Source organism: Streptomyces roseolilacinus (assembly GCF_014649335.1).
Classification (GTDB): domain Bacteria; phylum Actinomycetota; class Actinomycetes; order Streptomycetales; family Streptomycetaceae; genus Streptomyces; species Streptomyces roseolilacinus.
The window spans coordinates 65099-81531 of sequence record NZ_BMSV01000011.1 but is presented as its reverse complement, the minus strand read 5'-3'; the positions used below and the strand labels follow the sequence as shown (position 1 = coordinate 81531).

Sequence of the window (16433 nt, the reverse complement as noted above, 5' to 3'; positions counted from 1 at the left end):
GGAGCCGCAATGCGCACTCACGGATGTCATGCTCGGGTCATGGGAACGGCCGCGTCGCTGGCCGGCTGCACCGCGCTGGTGCTGTCCCTCACGGCCCCCGCGGCCGCCGCCGGGACCGGCCCCCGCGACCTCGGCCGCCACACGCTGCCCGCCGGCGACGGCTGGGCCTCCGCCGACGGCGGCACCACCGGCGGCGCCGCCGCCGACGCGGCCCACGTGTACACCGTCACCACCTGGGCCGGGTTCCGGGACGCGCTCGCCGCCGGCGGCGACGCACCGAAGATCATCCGCGTGGTCGGCACGCTCGACGCCACCGAGGGCGGCTGCGAGACCTTCGAGGCGCCCGGCTACGACTTCGACCGGTACCTCGCCGACTACGACCCGGCCGTCTGGGGCTACGAGAAGGAGGTCAGCGGTCCGCAGGAGGACCTCCGCGCCGCCTCCGCCAGGAACCAGGACCGGGCCGTCAAGGCGTTCGTCCCCTCCCACACGACCATCGTCGGCGTCGGCCGCGGCGCCGGGATCACCGGCGGCAGCCTCCAGATCAAGGACGCCGACAACGTCATCGTCCGCAACCTCACCCTGGAGAGCCCCCTCGACTGCTTCCCGCAGTGGGACCCCACGGACGGGGCGACGGGCGCCTGGAACTCCGAGTACGACTCGATGGTCGTCCACGGCTCCACCCACGTGTGGATCGACCACAACACCTTCACCGACGGCCGCCACCCGGACAGCTCCCTGCCCCGCCACTTCGGCGAGCTGTACCAGCAGCACGACGGCGAGCTGGACGTCGTGCGCGGCGCGGACCTGGTGACGGCGTCCTGGAACGTCTTCGCCGACCACGACAAGACCCTGATGATCGGCAACAGCGACAGCGCGGGCGCCACCGACCGCGGCAGGCTGCGCGTCACCCTCCACCACAACGTCTTCAAAAACGTCGTCGAGCGCGCGCCGCGCGTCCGCTTCGGCAAGGTCGACGCCTACAACAACCACTACGTGGTGCCGGGGGACGGCTACGCGTACAGCTTCGGCATCGGCGCCGAGTCGCAGCTGGTGGCGGAGAAGAACTCCTTCCGGCTGCCCGAGGGCGTGCCAGCCGGGAAGATCCTGAAGAAGTGGAAGGAGGCGCCGGTCACGGTCGGCGGCAACCACGTCAACGGGCGCGCGGTGGACCTCCTGGCGGTGCACAACGCGGAGGTCCCCGGCGAGGTCCTCCAGTCCGGCGCGGGCTGGACGCCCACGCTGCGGACCCGCGTCGACCACCCGCGGGTGCTGCCGGCGCTCCTCGCCCACCGCGCCGGCGCGGGCCGCCTGCGCTGACCCCGCCCCCGAGCAGGGCGGGAGCGCCCGCACAGCGTCCCCGACCGGGACGTCGACGCTCCCGCCCCCACCTCCCCGCACCGCCCCGTCCCCGCACTCCCGCACCTCCATGCCGCCCCGTCGCACGCCCGGTGCCGCCGCACGTCCTGTGCCGCCCCGCCCCCCGCGCCGCCCCGCCGCGCTCCGGCCGCCCCGGCCGCGACGCGGCCCCGGCCGACCCGCCCTCACCGCAAGGAGCAGACGCATGCCGTCGACGCCCAGCCGCAGGACCCTCCTGCGGACCGGGGCCCTGGGCCTCGGGATCCTCCTCGGGGCCGCCGCCCCGGGGAACGCCCTGGCCACCGGGCCCCTCCCGCCCTTCGGCCGCTACGGCGGGCCCCACCGCCGCCTCACCCCGCGCACGCTGTACGTCGACCCCGCGGGCCGCGGCGACCACACCACCGTCCAGGCGGCCGTCACCGCCGCCGGCCCCGGCCACACCCTGGTCCTCGCCCCCGCCACGTACCGCGAGACCGTCGTCGTCCCCGCCGGCCACACCGGCCTGACCCTCCTCGGCGCGAGCGGCGACCCCCGCGACACGGTCATCGTGTACGGCAACGCCGCCGGCACCCCGAAGCCCGACGGCTCGGGCACGTACGGCACCTCCGGCTCCGCCACCACCACCGTCCTCGCGGACGGGTTCACCGCGCACCGCGTCACCTTCGCCAACGACTTCCTGCGCGCCGACCACCCGGGGATCACCGCCACCCAGGCCGTCGCCCTCAAGGCGACGGGCGACCGGTCGGCCTTCCTCCACTGCCGGTTCCTCGGCCACCAGGACACCCTGTACGCCGACACGGCCGCCCTGCCGGTGTTCGCGCGGCAGTACTTCGCGCACTGCTACGCCGAGGGCGACGTCGACTTCGTCTTCGGGCGCGCCACCGCCGTGTTCGAGCACTGCCGGTTCCACACCCTCGCCCGGGACGTCGACTTCACGCCGAAGGGCATGGTTTTCGCGCCGTCCACGGCCGTCGCCAACCCGCACGGCCACCTCGCCGTGGGGTGCCGGATCACCAGCGGCGCGGAGGACGGCGCGTACAAGCTGGCCCGGCCGTGGGTGCCGAGTTCCGACCCGACCGCCCGGCCGTCGCTCGTGGTCCGCGACAGCCTGCTGGGCCCGGGCATCGACGCGGCCGCGCCGTACGCGAACATGCGCGAGCAGTACCCCTGGCAGGCGCAGCGGTTCGCCGAGTACCGCAACTCCGGACCCGGCGCGCGGATCCTCGACCCCGCCGAACGGCCCCAGCTGACAAGGGCCGAGGCGGCGGCGGCCACCCGCGAGGCGTACCTGGGCGACTGGCGTCCGTGGGCCGCGCGGGGCGCCGCGGAGCACCGCCTCCCGTAGGCCCGCCGCGTACCGCGCCGCCCGGCCGGCTCACCCCGCCGGCGCGGGCGGCGCGGCCGTCCGGCGCTCGTGGCGCAGCGCCGCCCAGGTCGCCGCCGCGCCCGCCGCCTCCCACAGGCCCACGCCCAGGAACCCGGCCGGGGCGCGCCCCCCGAGGACGGCGGCGGTGAACACCGCGCAGGTCAGCAGCCGGAACGGCACCGTCCAGCCGAAGAACGCCCGCCAGTCGGAGAGCGCCGCCAGCACGTAGTACACGCCCATGTTCACCGCCGCCATCGACGACGCGGTCAGGAACACCAGGGTGTGGTCGCCCTCCACCCGGGCCCCGTCCGGCACGGGCGCGAAGCCCATCACCGCCAGCAGCGCGTCCGGAGCGGCCAGGCCCACCGCGCCGAGCGCCGCGGCCAGCAGGCCGAAGACGGCCATGGTCCAGCCGGACAGGGAGCGGGGGCGGGACGACAGGCGGCGCACGGGTCCTCCAGGCACGGTCGGCGGTCAGCGGGTCGATGCTCGCAGGCCCCGGCCGGCCGCCCGCCGCCGGGCCCCCGCTCCGGCGCCGCCGCCCTCGTCGGCCGCGCGTCGGCCGCGCGTCGGCCGCGCGACGGCCGCCGCCGGCCTCCGCACGCGCCGCGTCCGAGTCCTCCGCGAACACCGCGACGGCCGCCTCCCCGCCGCTGCCGGCGTCCTTCGCGTACGAGGTGAACCAGGCGTACGGCTCCCGGCCGTCGTCCACCCCGCGCCGCGCCGGTCCTCCCGCCGGCCCCGGCGCCGTCGAGGCGCGCGCCGCCCCGGATCCCCCACGGGGCGGCGCGCGGGTCACCCCGGGGTGATGAACCCCGACTCGTAGGCGGCGATCACCGCCTGCGTCCGGTCCCGGGCGCCCGTCTTCGCCAGGACGGCCGCCACGTGGGTCTTCACCGTCGCCGCGCCGACCCCGAGCCGGGCGGCGACCTCCGCGTTCGTCAGCCCCGCCGCGACCAGCCGCAGCACGTCGGCCTCCCGCTCGGTCAGCCGCGCCACCCAGGGCGCGGCCGGCGCGGCGGCCCACCGCCGCCCGTGCGCGGCGGCGAGGCCGCGCAGCGCCGCCGGGTACAGCAGCGAGTCGCTGCGCGCCACCAGCCGCACCGCCGCGACCAGGTCCTCCGCCCCCGCCCGCTTCAGCAGGAACCCGGCTGCGCCGACGCGCAGCGCGTCGTACACGTACTGGTCGTTCTCGAAGGTGGTGACGACCACGATCCGCGGCGGCTCGGCCATCGTCGCGAGCAGCTGCTCGGTGGCGCGGATGCCGTCGACCTCCGGCATGCGAACGTCCATCAGCACCACGTCGGGCCGTGCCTCCCGCACCACCGACACCGCCTCCGCGCCGGTCGCGGCCTCCCCGACGACCTCCAGGTCCGGCTCGGCCGCCAGGATGACCCGCAGGGCGGTGCGGACCATCCGCTCGTCGTCGGCGAGCACGACGCGGATCACCGGCGGCCTCCCGCCAGCGGCAGGCGCGCGGTCAGCCGCCACACCGCCCCGTCCCGCGCGGGACCGCCGGCCGCGTGCCCGCCCAGCAGCGCCGCCCGCTCGGCGATCCCGCGCAGCCCCCGGCCGCCTCCGGGCCGTACCACCGGCGCACCGCCGGTCAGCGGGTTCTCCATCGTGACCTCCAGTTCCCCGTCCGCCGCGCGCAGCCGCAGCGACAGCGGCACGGCCCCCGCGTGGCGCAGCACGTTGCTGAGCCCCTCCTGCACGATCCGGTACGCCTCGCGGGAGACCGGCCCCGGCACGGACGCCACCGGGTCCCCCTCCAGCGCGCACGCCACCTTCAGGCCGCTGTGCGCGAGCAGCGCGTCCAGCGCCTCCAGCCCCGGCCCGGCCGACTGCTCCCCGTCGTCCTCGCCCTGCCGCAGCAGCCCCAGCACGGAGTCCAGTTCGCCGACCGTGCGCCGCGCCGTCCCCTCGATGGCGGCCAGCGCCTCCCGGACGAACACCAGGTCCGGTTCCGGGGCGTCGACGACCCGGCGCGCCGCCCCCGCCTGGAGGGTGACGGCGCTCAGCGCGTGGCCCACCGAGTCGTGCAGTTCGCGGGCGAGCCGGTTGCGCGCGGCGAGTTCGGCGGCGCGCCGCTCGGCCGCCGCCAGCCGGTCCGCGGGCGTCGGCCCGAGCAGCACCGGCGCCCGCCGTGCCAGCAGCGCCCCCGCCGCGGCGGCGGCCGCGGCGAGCGCCAGCAGCATCAGCAGCCCGGCGGGGACGCCCAGGACCACCCACCACCGGTGGTCCGCGCCCCACGCGTCGCCCAGCCGCGACTCCCGCAGCCCCGGCGAGAAGGGCAGCGCCATCGTCGCCGCCGCGAACGGCGGCAGCGCCAGCGACGCCCCGCTCACCAGCCCGCCGAGCCCCACGTGCAGGGTGAACCAGGCGGCCGTCCGGGCCTTCGCCGCCCGCGACAGCGCCGGGGAGTCCGCGAACAGCTCCGCGGGGACGCCGCACAGCACCCGCGCCACCGCCACCGACATCGGCCGGGCGAGCGGCACGGCCCCCGTGACCGCGGCCATCGGCAGCGCCAGCAGGTACGCCGCCGCCTGCGCCCGGAACGACCCGGAGAACGCGCCCACCCGGTCCGAGAACACGGACAGGACGACCGTCGACAGCAGCCAGTACGGCATGAGCAGCGCGCCGCCCAGGATGAGGTGCGCCCAGCGCAGCCTCGCCCGCGCGCCCAGCAGCGCCGCCGCCGTCCGCCGCACCCGCCCGCCCGCCGGGCGGCCCCGCACGCTCATCCGGCGCGCCCGCGCAGGAACACGGCCAGGCAGCCGGCCAGCACCATCCCCGTGATCATCTCGCCAGCGTAGGTGAGGGTGAGCAGCGCCGTGGGCTCCTCCGCCGGATCGGCGGCCGGGGCGACGGCGGTGAGGAACCGCCAGCCGCCCCAGCAGCCCACGGCCCCCGACCCGGCCCAGCCGAGCGCCAGGGGGAACCGCAGCGGCAGGCCCCGGCCGCGCCGGAACACCAGCAGCCCGACCCCCGCCACCGCGGCCGCCGCGTACAGCACGTGCAGCGCCTCCAGGGCGTGGAAGCCCGCCGTCCGGGTGGCGATCCGGGACGGGGACAGCCCCTCCGTCATCCCCGCCGCCCACCCCAGGTGGACCGCGGCGACGGGCACCAGGGCCAGCGACGCCACCGCGGCGGCGGCCCGCGTCCCGGGCCCGGACACGCGCGCCGGCAGGTCCCGGACCGTGCCGCGCCACAGCCGGCCCCACCGGTGGCGCGCGTACCGGACGGACAGCGCGCCCAGGGCGAGGCCCTGCACGGTGAACCCGCCGTACACGAGGGGGAAGACCCACGCGTCGAGCAGCGGCTCCGCCGGGCCCGCGGCCGCGTGCCCCCCGCCCTCCAGCAGCCCGGCGAGGGCGTCCACCGGGAACCCGACCACGATGGGCAGGAGCAGACCGGTCGCCACCCACAGCGGGAACGCCGGCAGCCAGGCGCGCACGCGCAGGCCCCACCGCTGGGTGAGGAGCAGCGCCAGGGCGATCACGGCCAGGTCCATCAGGAGGGTCCCGGCGTTGGCGACCGCCACCAGCCGGGGGTGTTCCAGCAGCACGCTGCCCTCGGGCAGGCCGACGCGACCGCCGGCCAGCCAGGCGGTCTTCAGCGCCAGGTACGGCACGCAGGCGACGACCGCGACGGCGCGCAGCACGCGTGCGGCGGCGTCGGGGCCGGTGCCGGGGTGGGCACCGGGGTCGGGTCGGGGGAGGGCGAGCGGGGGCGTCGTCATGCCCCCACGGTCCCGCCGGGGAGGGCCCCGGCGCCTCGTGCGCGCCGACGATCCCCCTCCGCCGCGCGGCGGAGACGCCGCCTCCACCGGGGGGAGTGCCCGGCGTCCACCGGGGGAGTACCCGGCCCGTGCCGGTCGGCGCCCGCCCGAGCCCGCCCGCGTGGGCCGGCGGCCGGTTCGGCTCACGCCGGGAGGGCCGGCCCCGCCCCCCGTCCGCCGTCAGAGCCTGCGGGTGGCGAGGGTGAGCCGGTCGCGGGCGTCGAACAGGGCGTCCTTGATCGTCTGCTCGTGGGCGGGGGTGAGCCGGGCGACCGGCACCGAGCAGCTGATCGCGTCGCGCGCGGGGGTGCGGTACGGGATGGCGACGCCGAAGCAGCGCAGGCCGAGGGTGTTCTCCTCGCGGTCCACGGCGTACCCCTGTTCGCGGACGGCGTGCAGCTCCTCGATGAGTCTCTCGCGGTCGGTGATCGTGTGCTCGGTGAGCGCCGGCAGGGTCTCCGGCAGCAGCTTGCGCACCTGCTCGTCGTCGTACGTGGCGAGCAGCGCCTTGCCGAGGGACGTGGAGTGGGCGGGCAGCCGCCGCCCGACGCGGGTGAAGGGGCGCAGGTAGTGCTGGGACTGCCGGGTCGCCAGGTAGACGACGCTGGTGCCGTCGAGGCGGGCGAGGTGGATGGTCTCGGTCGTGTCGTCGGAGAGCCGGTCGAGGGTGGGGCGGGAGGCCGCGACGACCTCGTCGCCGTCGATGTACGAGGTGCCCACGAGCAGGGCGCGGACGCCGATGCCGTACCGGGTGCCGGTCGCGTCCGTCTCCACCCAGCCCAGCTCGACGAGGGTCCGCAGCAGCATGTACAGGCTCGACTTGGGGTAGCCGACCGCTTCCTGGACGGCCGCCAGCGAGTGCATGCCGGGACTTCCGGCGAAGTACTCGAGCAATTCCACCGTGCGTACCGCGGACTTGACCTGTGCTCCGCCGGATTCGGTAGCAGACATCGCCCTTGACCCCTTCAGACGCCCGTTAATAGAGTTCCAGCATATTCATCATCAGGAACGCCGTTCAGAATACCGAACGGATGGAACGCGCACAGTCGGAGAGGACGTCCGCGGTGTCTGCAGCACAAGTCTGGAGTGTCGACCCCCGAACCGGGAAGCAGCGGGAGCAGGTCGCATCGGAAGCGACGGCGCAGGACGTCGACCGCGCGGTACGCGCCGCGCACGACGCCCGCGCCGCGCTGGCCGACCGCGCCGTGCGCTCCGCGTTCCTGCGGACCGCGGCCGACCGGCTCGAAGCGGCGAGGAGCCGGCTCGTCGAGGCCGCCGACGCCGAGACCGCCCTCGGCGTGCCCCGTCTCACCGGCGAACTCGCCCGCAGCTGCTACCAGCTGCGCGCCTTCGCCGACATCGTGGACGAGGGCGCGTTCCTGGACGTGATCATCAACCACCCGGACGACTCGGCGACGCCGCCGATCCCGGACCTGCGCCGCTACAAGGTGCCGCTGGGTGTCGTCGCCGTGTACTCCGCCTCCAACTTCCCCTTCGCCTTCTCGGTGGCCGGCGGCGACACGGCCAGCGCCCTGGCCGCGGGCTGCCCCGTCGTCGTCAAGGCCCACCCCGACCACCCGGCCACCTCCGAGCTGGCCGCCGCCGCGCTGCGCGAGGCCGCCGCCGAGCACGGCGTCCCCGAGACGGTCGTCGGCCTGGTCCACGGCTTCGACGCGGGCGTCGAGCTGGTCCGCCACCCGCTGGTCGCCGCGGCCGGCTTCACCGGTTCGGTACGGGGCGGGCGGGCGCTGTTCGACGCGGCCGCCGCCCGGCCGGTGCCGATCCCGTTCCACGGCGAGCTGGGCTCCCTCAACCCCGTCGTGGTGACCGCGGACGCCGCGGCGGAGCGGGCCGAGGAGATCGGCACGGGCCTGGCCGGCTCCATGACCCTGGGCACCGGCCAGTTCTGCGTGAAGCCCGGCCTGGTGCTCACCCCCGCGGGCGCGGCCGGCGACCGGCTGGTCGGCTCCCTGGCCGACGCGGTGGCGAAGGTCCCCGGCGGCGTCCTCCTCGACGGACGGATGCGCGACAACTTCGTCGCGGGCGTCACCGAACGGGCCGGCCTGCCGGACGTCGAGGCGCCGGTCACCCCCGGCGAGGCCGGCGAGCGCGAGGTGGCGGCGGGCTTCCTGACCGTGCCGGCCGCCCGCCTGGCCGAGGAGGGGCCGCACGACCTGCTCCTGGAGGAGTGCTTCGGCCCGGTCACCGTCGTCGCCAGGTACGAGACGGACGACGAGGTCACCCGCGTCCTGTCCCGCCTGCCCGGCAACCTCACGGCGACGCTGCACGTCTCCTCCCGGGAGGCGGCCGGCGAGGGCCCCGGCGCCGCGCTCCTCGCGGAGGTCACCCCGCTCGCGGGCCGCGTCGTCGTCAACGGCTGGCCCACCGGCGTCGCCGTCGCCTACGCCCAGCAGCACGGCGGCCCCTACCCGGCGACCACGTCCATGTCCACCTCGGTCGGCGGCACCGCCGTCGAGCGCTGGCTGCGCCCGGTCGCCTACCAGTCGACCCCGCACTCCCTGCTCCCGCCGGAGCTCCGCGACGACAACCCGCTGGGCCTGCCGCGGCGGGTCGACGGCCGCCTGGAGCCCTGACCCCCTCCGGGCCGGGGGCCGCGCCCCCGGCCCGGAGCGGGCATGATCGGTCCATGCCCCATCTCGGACTGGTCACCGTGGTCGTACGCGACTACGACGAAGCGATCGCCCACTACACGCGCGCCCTCGGCTTCGAGCTGAGGGAGGACACCCCCCAGGGGGACGGGAAGCGCTGGGTGGTCGTCGCCCCGCCCGGCGCCCGCGAGACCGCCCTGCTCCTCGCCAGGGCGGCCACCCCCCGGGAGCGCGAGCGGGTGGGGGACCAGACGGGCGGGCGGGTCGGCCTGTTCCTGTACACCGACGACTTCGACCGCGACCACGACCGGATGCGCGCCGCCGGCGTCACCTTCGAGGAGGCCCCGCGCCGCGAGCCGTACGGCACGGTCGCCGTCTTCCGCGACCTGTACGGGAACCGCTGGGACCTGATCCAGCACGCCCGCCCCTGACACCCGCGGCCGACGCCCGCCGCCGGGCCCGGGGAATGCGCCGGGGCCCGGCGGCGTTGGGGGGCGGTGGCGCGGAGGCCCCCTCCGCACCGATCCGCCGACCGTGCCGTCAGACCTGGAGAGACCCACCATGCGCGTCGAGATCTGGAGCGACATCGCCTGCCCCTGGTGCTACATAGGGAAGGCCCGCTTCGAGGAGGGGCTCGCGGCGTTCGCGCACCGGGACCAGGTCGAGGTGGTGTACCGGTCCTTCGAACTCGACCCCGGCCGCGCCCGGGAGGACGTCGCGCCCGTCGTCGACATGCTGGCCGCCAAGTACGGCCGCACCCCCGAGGAGGCGCGGGCCATGGAGGAGCACGTCGCCTCCGTCGCGCACGGGCAGGGGCTGGCGTACCGGGTGGAGGGGCGCCTGCACGGCGGCACCTTCGACCTCCACCGGCTCCTCCACCTGGCCAAGGCCCGCGGCCGGCAGGAGGCCCTGCTCGACCTGGCCTACCGGGCCAACTTCGCCGAGGAGCGGTCCGTGTACGACTCCGAGGTGCTCGTCCGGCTCGCCGTCGAGGCGGGGCTCGACGAGAGCGAGGCGCGGTCCGTGCTCGCCGACGCGACCGCGTACGCGGACGACGTGCGCGCCGACGAGCGCGAGGCCGCCGAACTCGGCGCGACCGGCGTGCCGTTCTTCGTCCTCGACCGCCGGTACGGCGTCTCCGGCGGCCAGCCCGCCGAGGTCTTCACCCAGGCGCTCCAGCAGGCGTGGCAGGGCCGCGCCCTCCAGCCGGCGGCCGCCGCCGGCACGGCGCCCGCCTGCGACGCGGACGGCGCCTGCGCCGTCTGACACCGCCGGGGGTCCGGGTGCCCGCCGTTCGACGGCGGCGGGCACCCGGACCCCCGGCAGGGGCGGCTCACCTCACCGGTGTGAAGTCCCGCGCCCCCACGAACTCGGGGCGGCGCACCGGTGCCGCGAACGGCTCCACCGCCGTGTTCTCCACGCTGTTGAACACGATGAAGACGTTGCTCCGCGGGTACGGCGTGATGTTGTCGCCCGAGCCGTGCATCGCGTTGCAGTCGAACCACGTGGCCGACCCGGCCCGCCCGGTGAACAGCCGGATGCCGTGCGCGTCCGCGAGCCGGGTCAGCGCCTCGTCCGACGGGGTGCCCGCGTCCTGCATCCGCAGGGACTTCCTGTAGTTGTCCTTCGGCGTGGCCCCCGCGCACCCCAGGAACGTCCGGTGCGACCCCGGCATGATCATCAGGGCGCCGTTGGTGTCGTGGTTGCGGGTCAGCGCGATCGACACCGACACGGTCCGCATCCGCGGCAGTCCGTCCTCCGCGTGCCAGGTCTCGAAGTCCGAGTGCCAGTAGAACCCGGACGCCCCGAACCCCGGCTTGACGTTGATCCGCGACTGGTGGACGTACACGTCCGAGCCGAGGATCCGCCGCGCCGTGCCGACGACCCGCTCGTCCCGCACCAGCCTCGCGAACACGTCGCTGATCCGGTGCACCTCGAACACCGACCGCACCGCCTGCGAGCGCGGCTCGACGATCGACCGCTCGTCGGCCCGTACGGCCGGGTCGGCGACCAGCCGGTCCAGCTCCTCCCGGTAGACCGCGACCTCCTCGTCCGCCAGCAGGTCCTCGACCGGAAGGAAGCCGTCCCGGTCGAACGCCTCCAGCTCCGCGTCGAGGGGGCCCCACACGACCGGGTCGCGGCGGGGCGTGACGACCTCGGTCGTGCCGCGCGTGGGATACAGGTCCTCCACCGGTCAGCCCTCCTCCGTCAGCAGCGGGTAGACACCGTTCTCGTCGTGGTCCTCCCGGCCCGTCACGGGCGGGTTGAAGACGCACAGGCAGCGGAAGTCGGTCTTGGGGCGCAGGGTGTGGCGCTCGTGCCCGTCGAGGAGGTACATGGTGCCGGGCCGGATCCAGTGCACCTCGCCCGTCTCGTGGTCGGTCAGCTCCGCCTCGCCCTCGACGCACAGCACGGCCTCGATGTGGTTCGCGTACCACATGGACGTCTCCGTGCCCGCGTACAGCACCGTCTCGTGCAGCGAGAAGCCGACCTTCTCGCGGGCGAGCACGATCCGCTTGCTCTCCCACGTCCCGGACGCGGACCTCACATGACGCTCGGTGTTCTCGATCTCCTGCAACGATCGGACGATCACGGCAACTGCACCTTTCGTTTCATGACTTCGGCGACTTCGGGCCCCCGCGCGTACGGGCGCCGTCCCGGCGCTCAGGCGGTGGCGGTCTCGCGGACCGCGCGGGCCAGCGTGCGCAGCCCCTCGTCCAGCTCCCCGGACGTGACGGTCAGCGGCGGCAGGAGCTTCACGACCTCGCTCTGCGGGCCGGACGTCTCCAGCAGCAGCCCCAGCTCGAACGCCCGCCGGCAGATCCGCGCGGCCCGCTCCTTCTCGGCGAACTCCAGCCCCCACACCAGGCCCCGGCCGCGGTAGTGGGCGCCGTCCGCGGAGTTCTCGTCGCAGATCGTCAGCAGCGCCTGCTCGACCTGCTCGCCCCGCGCGAGGGTGTGCCGTTCCAGGGCGCTGTCCGCCCAGTACGCGCCGAGGGCGGCCGTCGCGGTGACGAACGCCGGGTTGTTGCCGCGGAACGTGCCGTTGTGCTCGCCCGGCCCCCACGCGTCCAGCTCCGGCTTGAACAGGCACAGCGACATCGGCAGCCCGTAGCCGCTGATCGACTTGGAGACCGTGACGATGTCCGGCACGATGCCGGCCTCCTCGAAGGAGAAGAAGGCGCCGGTGCGGCCGCAGCCCATCTGGATGTCGTCGACGATCAGCAGCATGTCGCGGCGGCGGCACAGGTCCGCGAGCGCCCGCAGCCACTCGGGGCGGGCCACGTTGACGCCGCCCTCGCCCTGCACCGTCTCGACGATGACGGCGGCCGGCTGGTTGAGCCCGGAGCCGCTGTCCTCCAGGAGCCGCTCGAACCACAGGAAGTCCGGCACCTGCCCGTCGAGGTAGTTGTCGAACGGCATCGGCGTGCCGTGCACCAGCGGGATCCCGGCGCCGGCCCGCTTGAAGGCGTTGCCGGTGACGGCGAGGGAGCCCAGCGACATGCCGTGGAAGGCGTTGGTGAACGACACGATCGACTCGCGCCCCTTCACCTTCCGGGCCAGCTTCAGCGCCGCCTCCACGGCGTTGGTGCCGGTCGGGCCCGGGAACATCACCTTGTACGGCAGCTCCCGCGGCCGCAGCACGAGGTCGTGGAACACCTCCAGGAAGGTGCGCTTGGCCGTCGTCGCCATGTCGAGGCCGTGGGTGATGCCGTCGCGCTCCAGGTAGTCGAGCAGGGCGCGTTTCAGCACGGGGTTGTTGTGGCCGTAGTTGAGGGAGCCGGCGCCGGCGAAGAAGTCCAGGTACGTGCGGCCGTCCTCGTCGGTGAGGCGGGCGCCCTGCGCGCGGTCGAACACGGTGGGCCAGCCGCGGCAGTAGCTGCGCACCTCCGATTCCAGGGCCTCGAAGACGCTCAGGGCGGAGGCACCGCCGCGGCTCCTGCCGCGACCGGGGCCGGCGGAGGTGGGGGAGGCGGAGGGCCCGGCGGGCGGGGTGATGGTCACAGCTGATCGCTCCTGCGGTGGGGGGGGGAAGGGGGGACGGCGGGCGGGCGGCACGGGCCGCGCCGGGGTCAGTCCGGCAGGCCGGCGCCGGTGACGGGCCGGATGCGGTACAGCATCTCGGGCTCGTGGGTGCCCTCGGGGAACAGCCGGCCGTCGAAGAGGACCTCGCGCTCCAGGGAGGCGCCCCGGCGCCGGGCGAACGAGGTGAACAGCCGGTCGGAGGCGGTGTTGTCCGGGGTGACGGTCGTCTCCACCGTGTGGACGCCGCGGTCCGCGAGCCGCGCGGTGAGCGCGTCCAGCAGGGTGGCGGCCAGGCCCCGGCCGCGGTGCTCCCGGTCGACGGCGACCTGCCAGACGACCAGGGTCCCGGGGCGGTCGGGGCGCAGGTAGCCGGTGACGAACGCGACCGGCCCGCCGTCCTCGCCGCGCGCGACGAGGGACGTGGCGGCGAAGTCGCGGCACCACAGGAGGTAGCTGTAGGAGGAGTTCAGGTCGAGCACCTCGGAGTCGCGGGCTATCCGCCAGATCGCGGCTCCGTCCTCCACCCGCGGGCTTTCGATGAATTCGTATCGGGCACGTGCAAGGTCTGCTTGTGCGGCGGTCATGCGAAGGGAACTTACCCAGCAATTTCCTGGATTTCATCGGGGTGATCTCTTGGGGGCAAAGCGCCGGTGTGTTATCACGCGTGCGCGGGACGCGGACGAAGGGGACGTGTTTCCGGCCGTTTTGGCTCGGCATATCCGGTCAAAATGGGCGTGATGTTGAGTGCGTCACATCACCGCAACCCGCTTGACGCGGTGTCGGATCGGTTGCGGAATCGTTCTCGGATCCGTGCGTTTAGCATCCGTGGAACCGGGCAGGAGAAGCCGGGAAGCTGCTCCGCGAATGCACGGGAATTCGCCCGTGAAATACCCTCGTATTCGTGCCGGAAAGCATGTCCCGCCCTCGTGTGGGGTGCGGTCCGCCGGTTTCGGCGGCCGGCCCGCCGGCCGTACGGGGACGCCCTCGCGGGCTCACCCGCGCGGCCGTTTCCCCGCCTCCGGCGCGCGTCGTGCCCGCGTTTCGCCGCGGATCGCCCGTACACCTGGGGAAGAGCCGCACCCGGCCGGTCGTTGTCCGGATCGGACGGGTCGGCAGCGGACAGTGAGGGGCGGGTGGGCGCGGCTGTGGAACTGCGTCAGCTGGAGTACTTCGTCGCCGTGGCCGAGGAGCTCGGCCTCCGGCGGGCCGCCGAGCGGCTGGAGACCGCCGAGGAGGCGGTCGGCCGCCAGATCGACCGCCTGGAGGGGGAGTTGGGCCTGAGGCTGTTCGACCGGGGGAAGCCGCCCCGGCACGTACGGCTCACCGCCGCCGGCGAGCGCCTGCTGCCCGAGGCGCGGGCCGCGCTCGCCGCCGCCGAGCGGGTGCGGGAGACCGCCGCGGGCATCGTCGGCGGCACCGAGGGACTGGTCCGCCTCGGCACCAGCCGGGCCTTCGCCGACCGCGTGTACCGCGCGCTGGGCGCCCTCGCCGAGCGGCGGCCCCGGCTGCGGGTGCGGCTGGAGCGCGCCCCCCAGGAGGGGCGGCTCGCCGCCGTCCGCTCCGGCACGTTCGACGCGGCGCTCGTCCGGACGGTGTGCCGCGCCGAGGGCGTCGCCCTGTACCCGGTGTGGACCGAGCCGCTGCTGGCCGCCCTGCCGGCCGGGCACCCGCTCGCCGCGCTGGACGAGCCGCACCCGGCCCAACTGGCGCGGCTGCCGCTGCGGCTGGCCCCGCGCGAGACGAACCCGGCGCTCCACGACCTGGTCACGTCCGCCGTCCCCGACTGGACGCCCGGCCCGCCCTTCACCACCCTCCAAGCCACCCTCGACGCCCTGGCCGCGGCCGCCGAGCCGTCCTGGACGGTGTTCCACCCGGCGGGCGCCCTCCCGCGCGACCGCCGCCTGGTCGTGCGCCCGCTCAAGGCGCCCCGCGTCCCCGTCTCCCTGGCGGTCCGCCCGGACCGCCTCACCCCGGCCGTCCGGGCCCTGCTGGAGGCGCTCACCGCCACCGCCGAGCCCCCGCGCGGCCCGGCGGGGCACCCCGGGGCCGTGCCGCCCGTGCCCGCCCCGCGCACGGCGGGGGCCGCCTCCGGGTAGCCGGGGCCCGCGTGCGGGCCCCGGCCGCCGCCCGTCTAGCGCCAGGAGGCCGCGACGGCCGCCCGCGCGGCCTCCGGGTCCGCCGGGCGGCCCAGGTCGGCCAGGGCGGCGCCCAGGGCGGTCAGGCACGCCCGTACCGCCTCCGGGGTGGCGGCGGGGCCGTAGTGGTTCACGCGGACCATCTCGGCCGCCAGCGCCCCGCCGCCCGCCGCCAGCGGCGCCGACGGGTCCGCGGCCAGCGCCTTCGCCACCAGCTCGGTGGCGTTCACCCCGGCCGGGGCGCGCAGCGTCGTCGCCACCGGCGCGGCCTGGGCCGCCTCGTGCACGTACGGCTCCAGGCCCCCGCCCAGCGCCACCGCCCCGGCCCGGGTCGCCGCCGCGGCCGCCGCGTGGCGGGCCGTCAGCACCGGCAGGCCGCCCTGGGCGTCGACCCGCTCCAGGCACGCCTCCAGCGCCAGCATCTCCAGCTGCGCCGGGGCGTGCAGCAGCGTCCGCCGCCCGCCGTCGATCCAGCGCTCCTTCCAGTCCAGGAGCGACAGGTACGAGCGGCGCGGCGCCCGCGGGTTGGCGGCGAACCGCTCCCACGCCCGGCCGCTCACCGACACCGCCGAGACGCCCGCCGGGCCGCCCAGCGCCTTCTGCGCGCCGATCACGCACAGGTCCACGCCCCACGCGTCGGGCAGCAGCGGTTCCGCGCCCACCGACGCCACCGCGTCCAGCATGAACAGCGCGCCGTGCGCCCGGACGACCTCGCCGATCTCCGCGACCGGGTTGGTGTTGCCGGTCGCGGCCTCCGCGTGCACCAGCGACACGAAGTCGGTCTCCGGGTGGGCGGCCAGCGCCCGCTCCACGTCCTCGGCCGTCACCGCCGTGTGGAACGGAACCTCCAGGTCGACCACCGTCGCCCCGCAGTCGCGCAGCCAGCCGCCGAACGTCTGCCCGTACGGGCCGGTCACGATGTTCAGGGCGGTGGAGCCGGGCCGCGCGCCGCTGCGGACGCACCCCTCCAGCGGCAGCAGCGCCTCGCCCTGGGTGATCACCACGTCCTGCTCGGTGGCGAGGAGGGCGGCCACGCGCCGCTCGACGGCGGCGAAGCGGTCCGCGGTCAGCGGGGGCAGGTCCAGGAAGGGATGGGAGTGGGTCACGTCGGCTGCTCTCTTCACGTCTCGTGCGCCCGTCTGTTCGGTCCGGGGTGC

16 protein-coding genes are annotated in these 16433 nt (G+C 75.9%); 6 read left to right on the top strand and 10 right to left on the bottom strand.

Annotated elements, in window-relative coordinates:
* Positions 1 to 9 precede the first annotated feature (9 nt).
* Together IE106_RS24345 and IE106_RS24340 are read left to right on the top strand one after the other, a co-directional pair.
* Positions 10 to 1320, top strand: a complete 1311-nt coding sequence (locus IE106_RS24345) for a pectate lyase family protein (protein WP_189537336.1) — start codon at positions 10 to 12, stop codon at positions 1318 to 1320.
* Between the two features lie 244 nt (positions 1321 to 1564).
* Positions 1565 to 2704, top strand: coding sequence for a pectinesterase family protein (locus IE106_RS24340; RefSeq protein WP_189537335.1), 1140 nt, complete (start codon positions 1565 to 1567; stop codon positions 2702 to 2704).
* 30 nt (positions 2705 to 2734) lie between these two features.
* Here IE106_RS24340 and IE106_RS24335 read toward each other — a convergent pair whose 3' ends face one another.
* From IE106_RS24335 to IE106_RS24315, 5 genes are all read right to left on the bottom strand, one after another.
* Positions 2735 to 3130: a hypothetical protein gene (locus IE106_RS24335; protein ID WP_189537483.1), complete on the bottom strand. Its 396-nt coding sequence runs from the start codon at positions 3128 to 3130 to the stop codon at positions 2735 to 2737.
* Positions 3131 to 3520: 390 nt separating this feature from the next.
* Positions 3521 to 4141, bottom strand: coding sequence for a response regulator (locus tag IE106_RS24330; protein WP_229840751.1), 621 nt, complete (start codon positions 4139 to 4141; stop codon positions 3521 to 3523).
* A gap of 29 nt (positions 4142 to 4170) precedes the next feature.
* A complete protein-coding gene (locus IE106_RS24325) occupies positions 4171 to 5469 on the bottom strand; it encodes a sensor histidine kinase (RefSeq protein WP_189537334.1) in 1299 nt (432 codons plus the stop codon).
* The gene (locus IE106_RS24320; protein WP_229840736.1) at positions 5466 to 6467 is read right to left on the bottom strand and encodes a hypothetical protein; all 1002 of its coding nucleotides are present in this window, start codon (positions 6465 to 6467) and stop codon (positions 5466 to 5468) included. Before IE106_RS24320 ends, IE106_RS24325 begins: the two co-directional genes overlap by 4 nt.
* A 219-nt stretch (positions 6468 to 6686) precedes the next feature.
* A complete protein-coding gene (locus IE106_RS24315; RefSeq protein ID WP_189537333.1) occupies positions 6687 to 7457 on the bottom strand; it encodes an IclR family transcriptional regulator in 771 nt (256 codons plus the stop codon).
* Between the two features lie 113 nt (positions 7458 to 7570).
* Here IE106_RS24315 and IE106_RS24310 point away from each other — a divergent pair, with 113 nt between their 5' ends.
* The 3 genes from IE106_RS24310 to IE106_RS24300 all read left to right on the top strand — a co-directional run bounded on the left by IE106_RS24310 (position 7571) and on the right by IE106_RS24300 (position 10381).
* Positions 7571 to 9100 carry an aldehyde dehydrogenase (NADP(+)) gene (locus IE106_RS24310; protein ID WP_189537332.1) on the top strand — a complete coding sequence of 510 codons (1530 nt, stop codon included), beginning with the start codon at positions 7571 to 7573 and terminating at the stop codon, positions 9098 to 9100.
* A gap of 53 nt (positions 9101 to 9153) precedes the next feature.
* A complete protein-coding gene (locus IE106_RS24305) occupies positions 9154 to 9546 on the top strand; it encodes a VOC family protein (protein ID WP_189537331.1) in 393 nt (130 codons plus the stop codon).
* Between the two features lie 130 nt (positions 9547 to 9676).
* A complete protein-coding gene (locus IE106_RS24300; protein ID WP_189537330.1) occupies positions 9677 to 10381 on the top strand; it encodes a DsbA family oxidoreductase in 705 nt (234 codons plus the stop codon).
* A 67-nt stretch (positions 10382 to 10448) separates the two neighbouring features.
* Here IE106_RS24300 and thpD read toward each other — a convergent pair whose 3' ends face one another.
* The 4 genes from thpD to ectA form a co-directional block, all read right to left on the bottom strand.
* On the bottom strand, positions 10449 to 11306 hold the full coding sequence (gene thpD, locus IE106_RS24295) for an ectoine hydroxylase (protein WP_189537329.1): 858 nt from the start codon (positions 11304 to 11306) through the stop codon (positions 10449 to 10451).
* Between the two features lie 3 nt (positions 11307 to 11309).
* Positions 11310 to 11708, bottom strand: a complete 399-nt coding sequence (locus IE106_RS24290; protein ID WP_189537328.1) for an ectoine synthase — start codon at positions 11706 to 11708, stop codon at positions 11310 to 11312.
* Positions 11709 to 11779: 71 nt separating this feature from the next.
* Entirely contained in the window at positions 11780 to 13033 is a 1254-nt protein-coding gene (ectB, locus tag IE106_RS24285) for a diaminobutyrate--2-oxoglutarate transaminase (RefSeq protein ID WP_189537480.1), read from the bottom strand.
* Positions 13034 to 13188: 155 nt separating this feature from the next.
* Positions 13189 to 13725, bottom strand: coding sequence for a diaminobutyrate acetyltransferase (ectA, locus tag IE106_RS24280; RefSeq protein WP_189537327.1), 537 nt, complete (start codon positions 13723 to 13725; stop codon positions 13189 to 13191).
* A 561-nt stretch (positions 13726 to 14286) separates the two neighbouring features.
* Here ectA and IE106_RS24275 point away from each other — a divergent pair.
* The gene (locus IE106_RS24275) at positions 14287 to 15237 is read left to right on the top strand and encodes a LysR family transcriptional regulator (protein WP_189537326.1); all 951 of its coding nucleotides are present in this window, start codon (positions 14287 to 14289) and stop codon (positions 15235 to 15237) included.
* Between the two features lie 35 nt (positions 15238 to 15272).
* Here IE106_RS24275 and IE106_RS24270 read toward each other — a convergent pair whose 3' ends face one another.
* Positions 15273 to 16382 (bottom strand): pyridoxal-phosphate-dependent aminotransferase family protein, encoded by a 1110-nt coding sequence (locus IE106_RS24270; RefSeq protein ID WP_189537325.1) that lies wholly within the window; start codon positions 16380 to 16382, stop codon positions 15273 to 15275.
* Positions 16383 to 16433 lie beyond the last annotated feature (51 nt).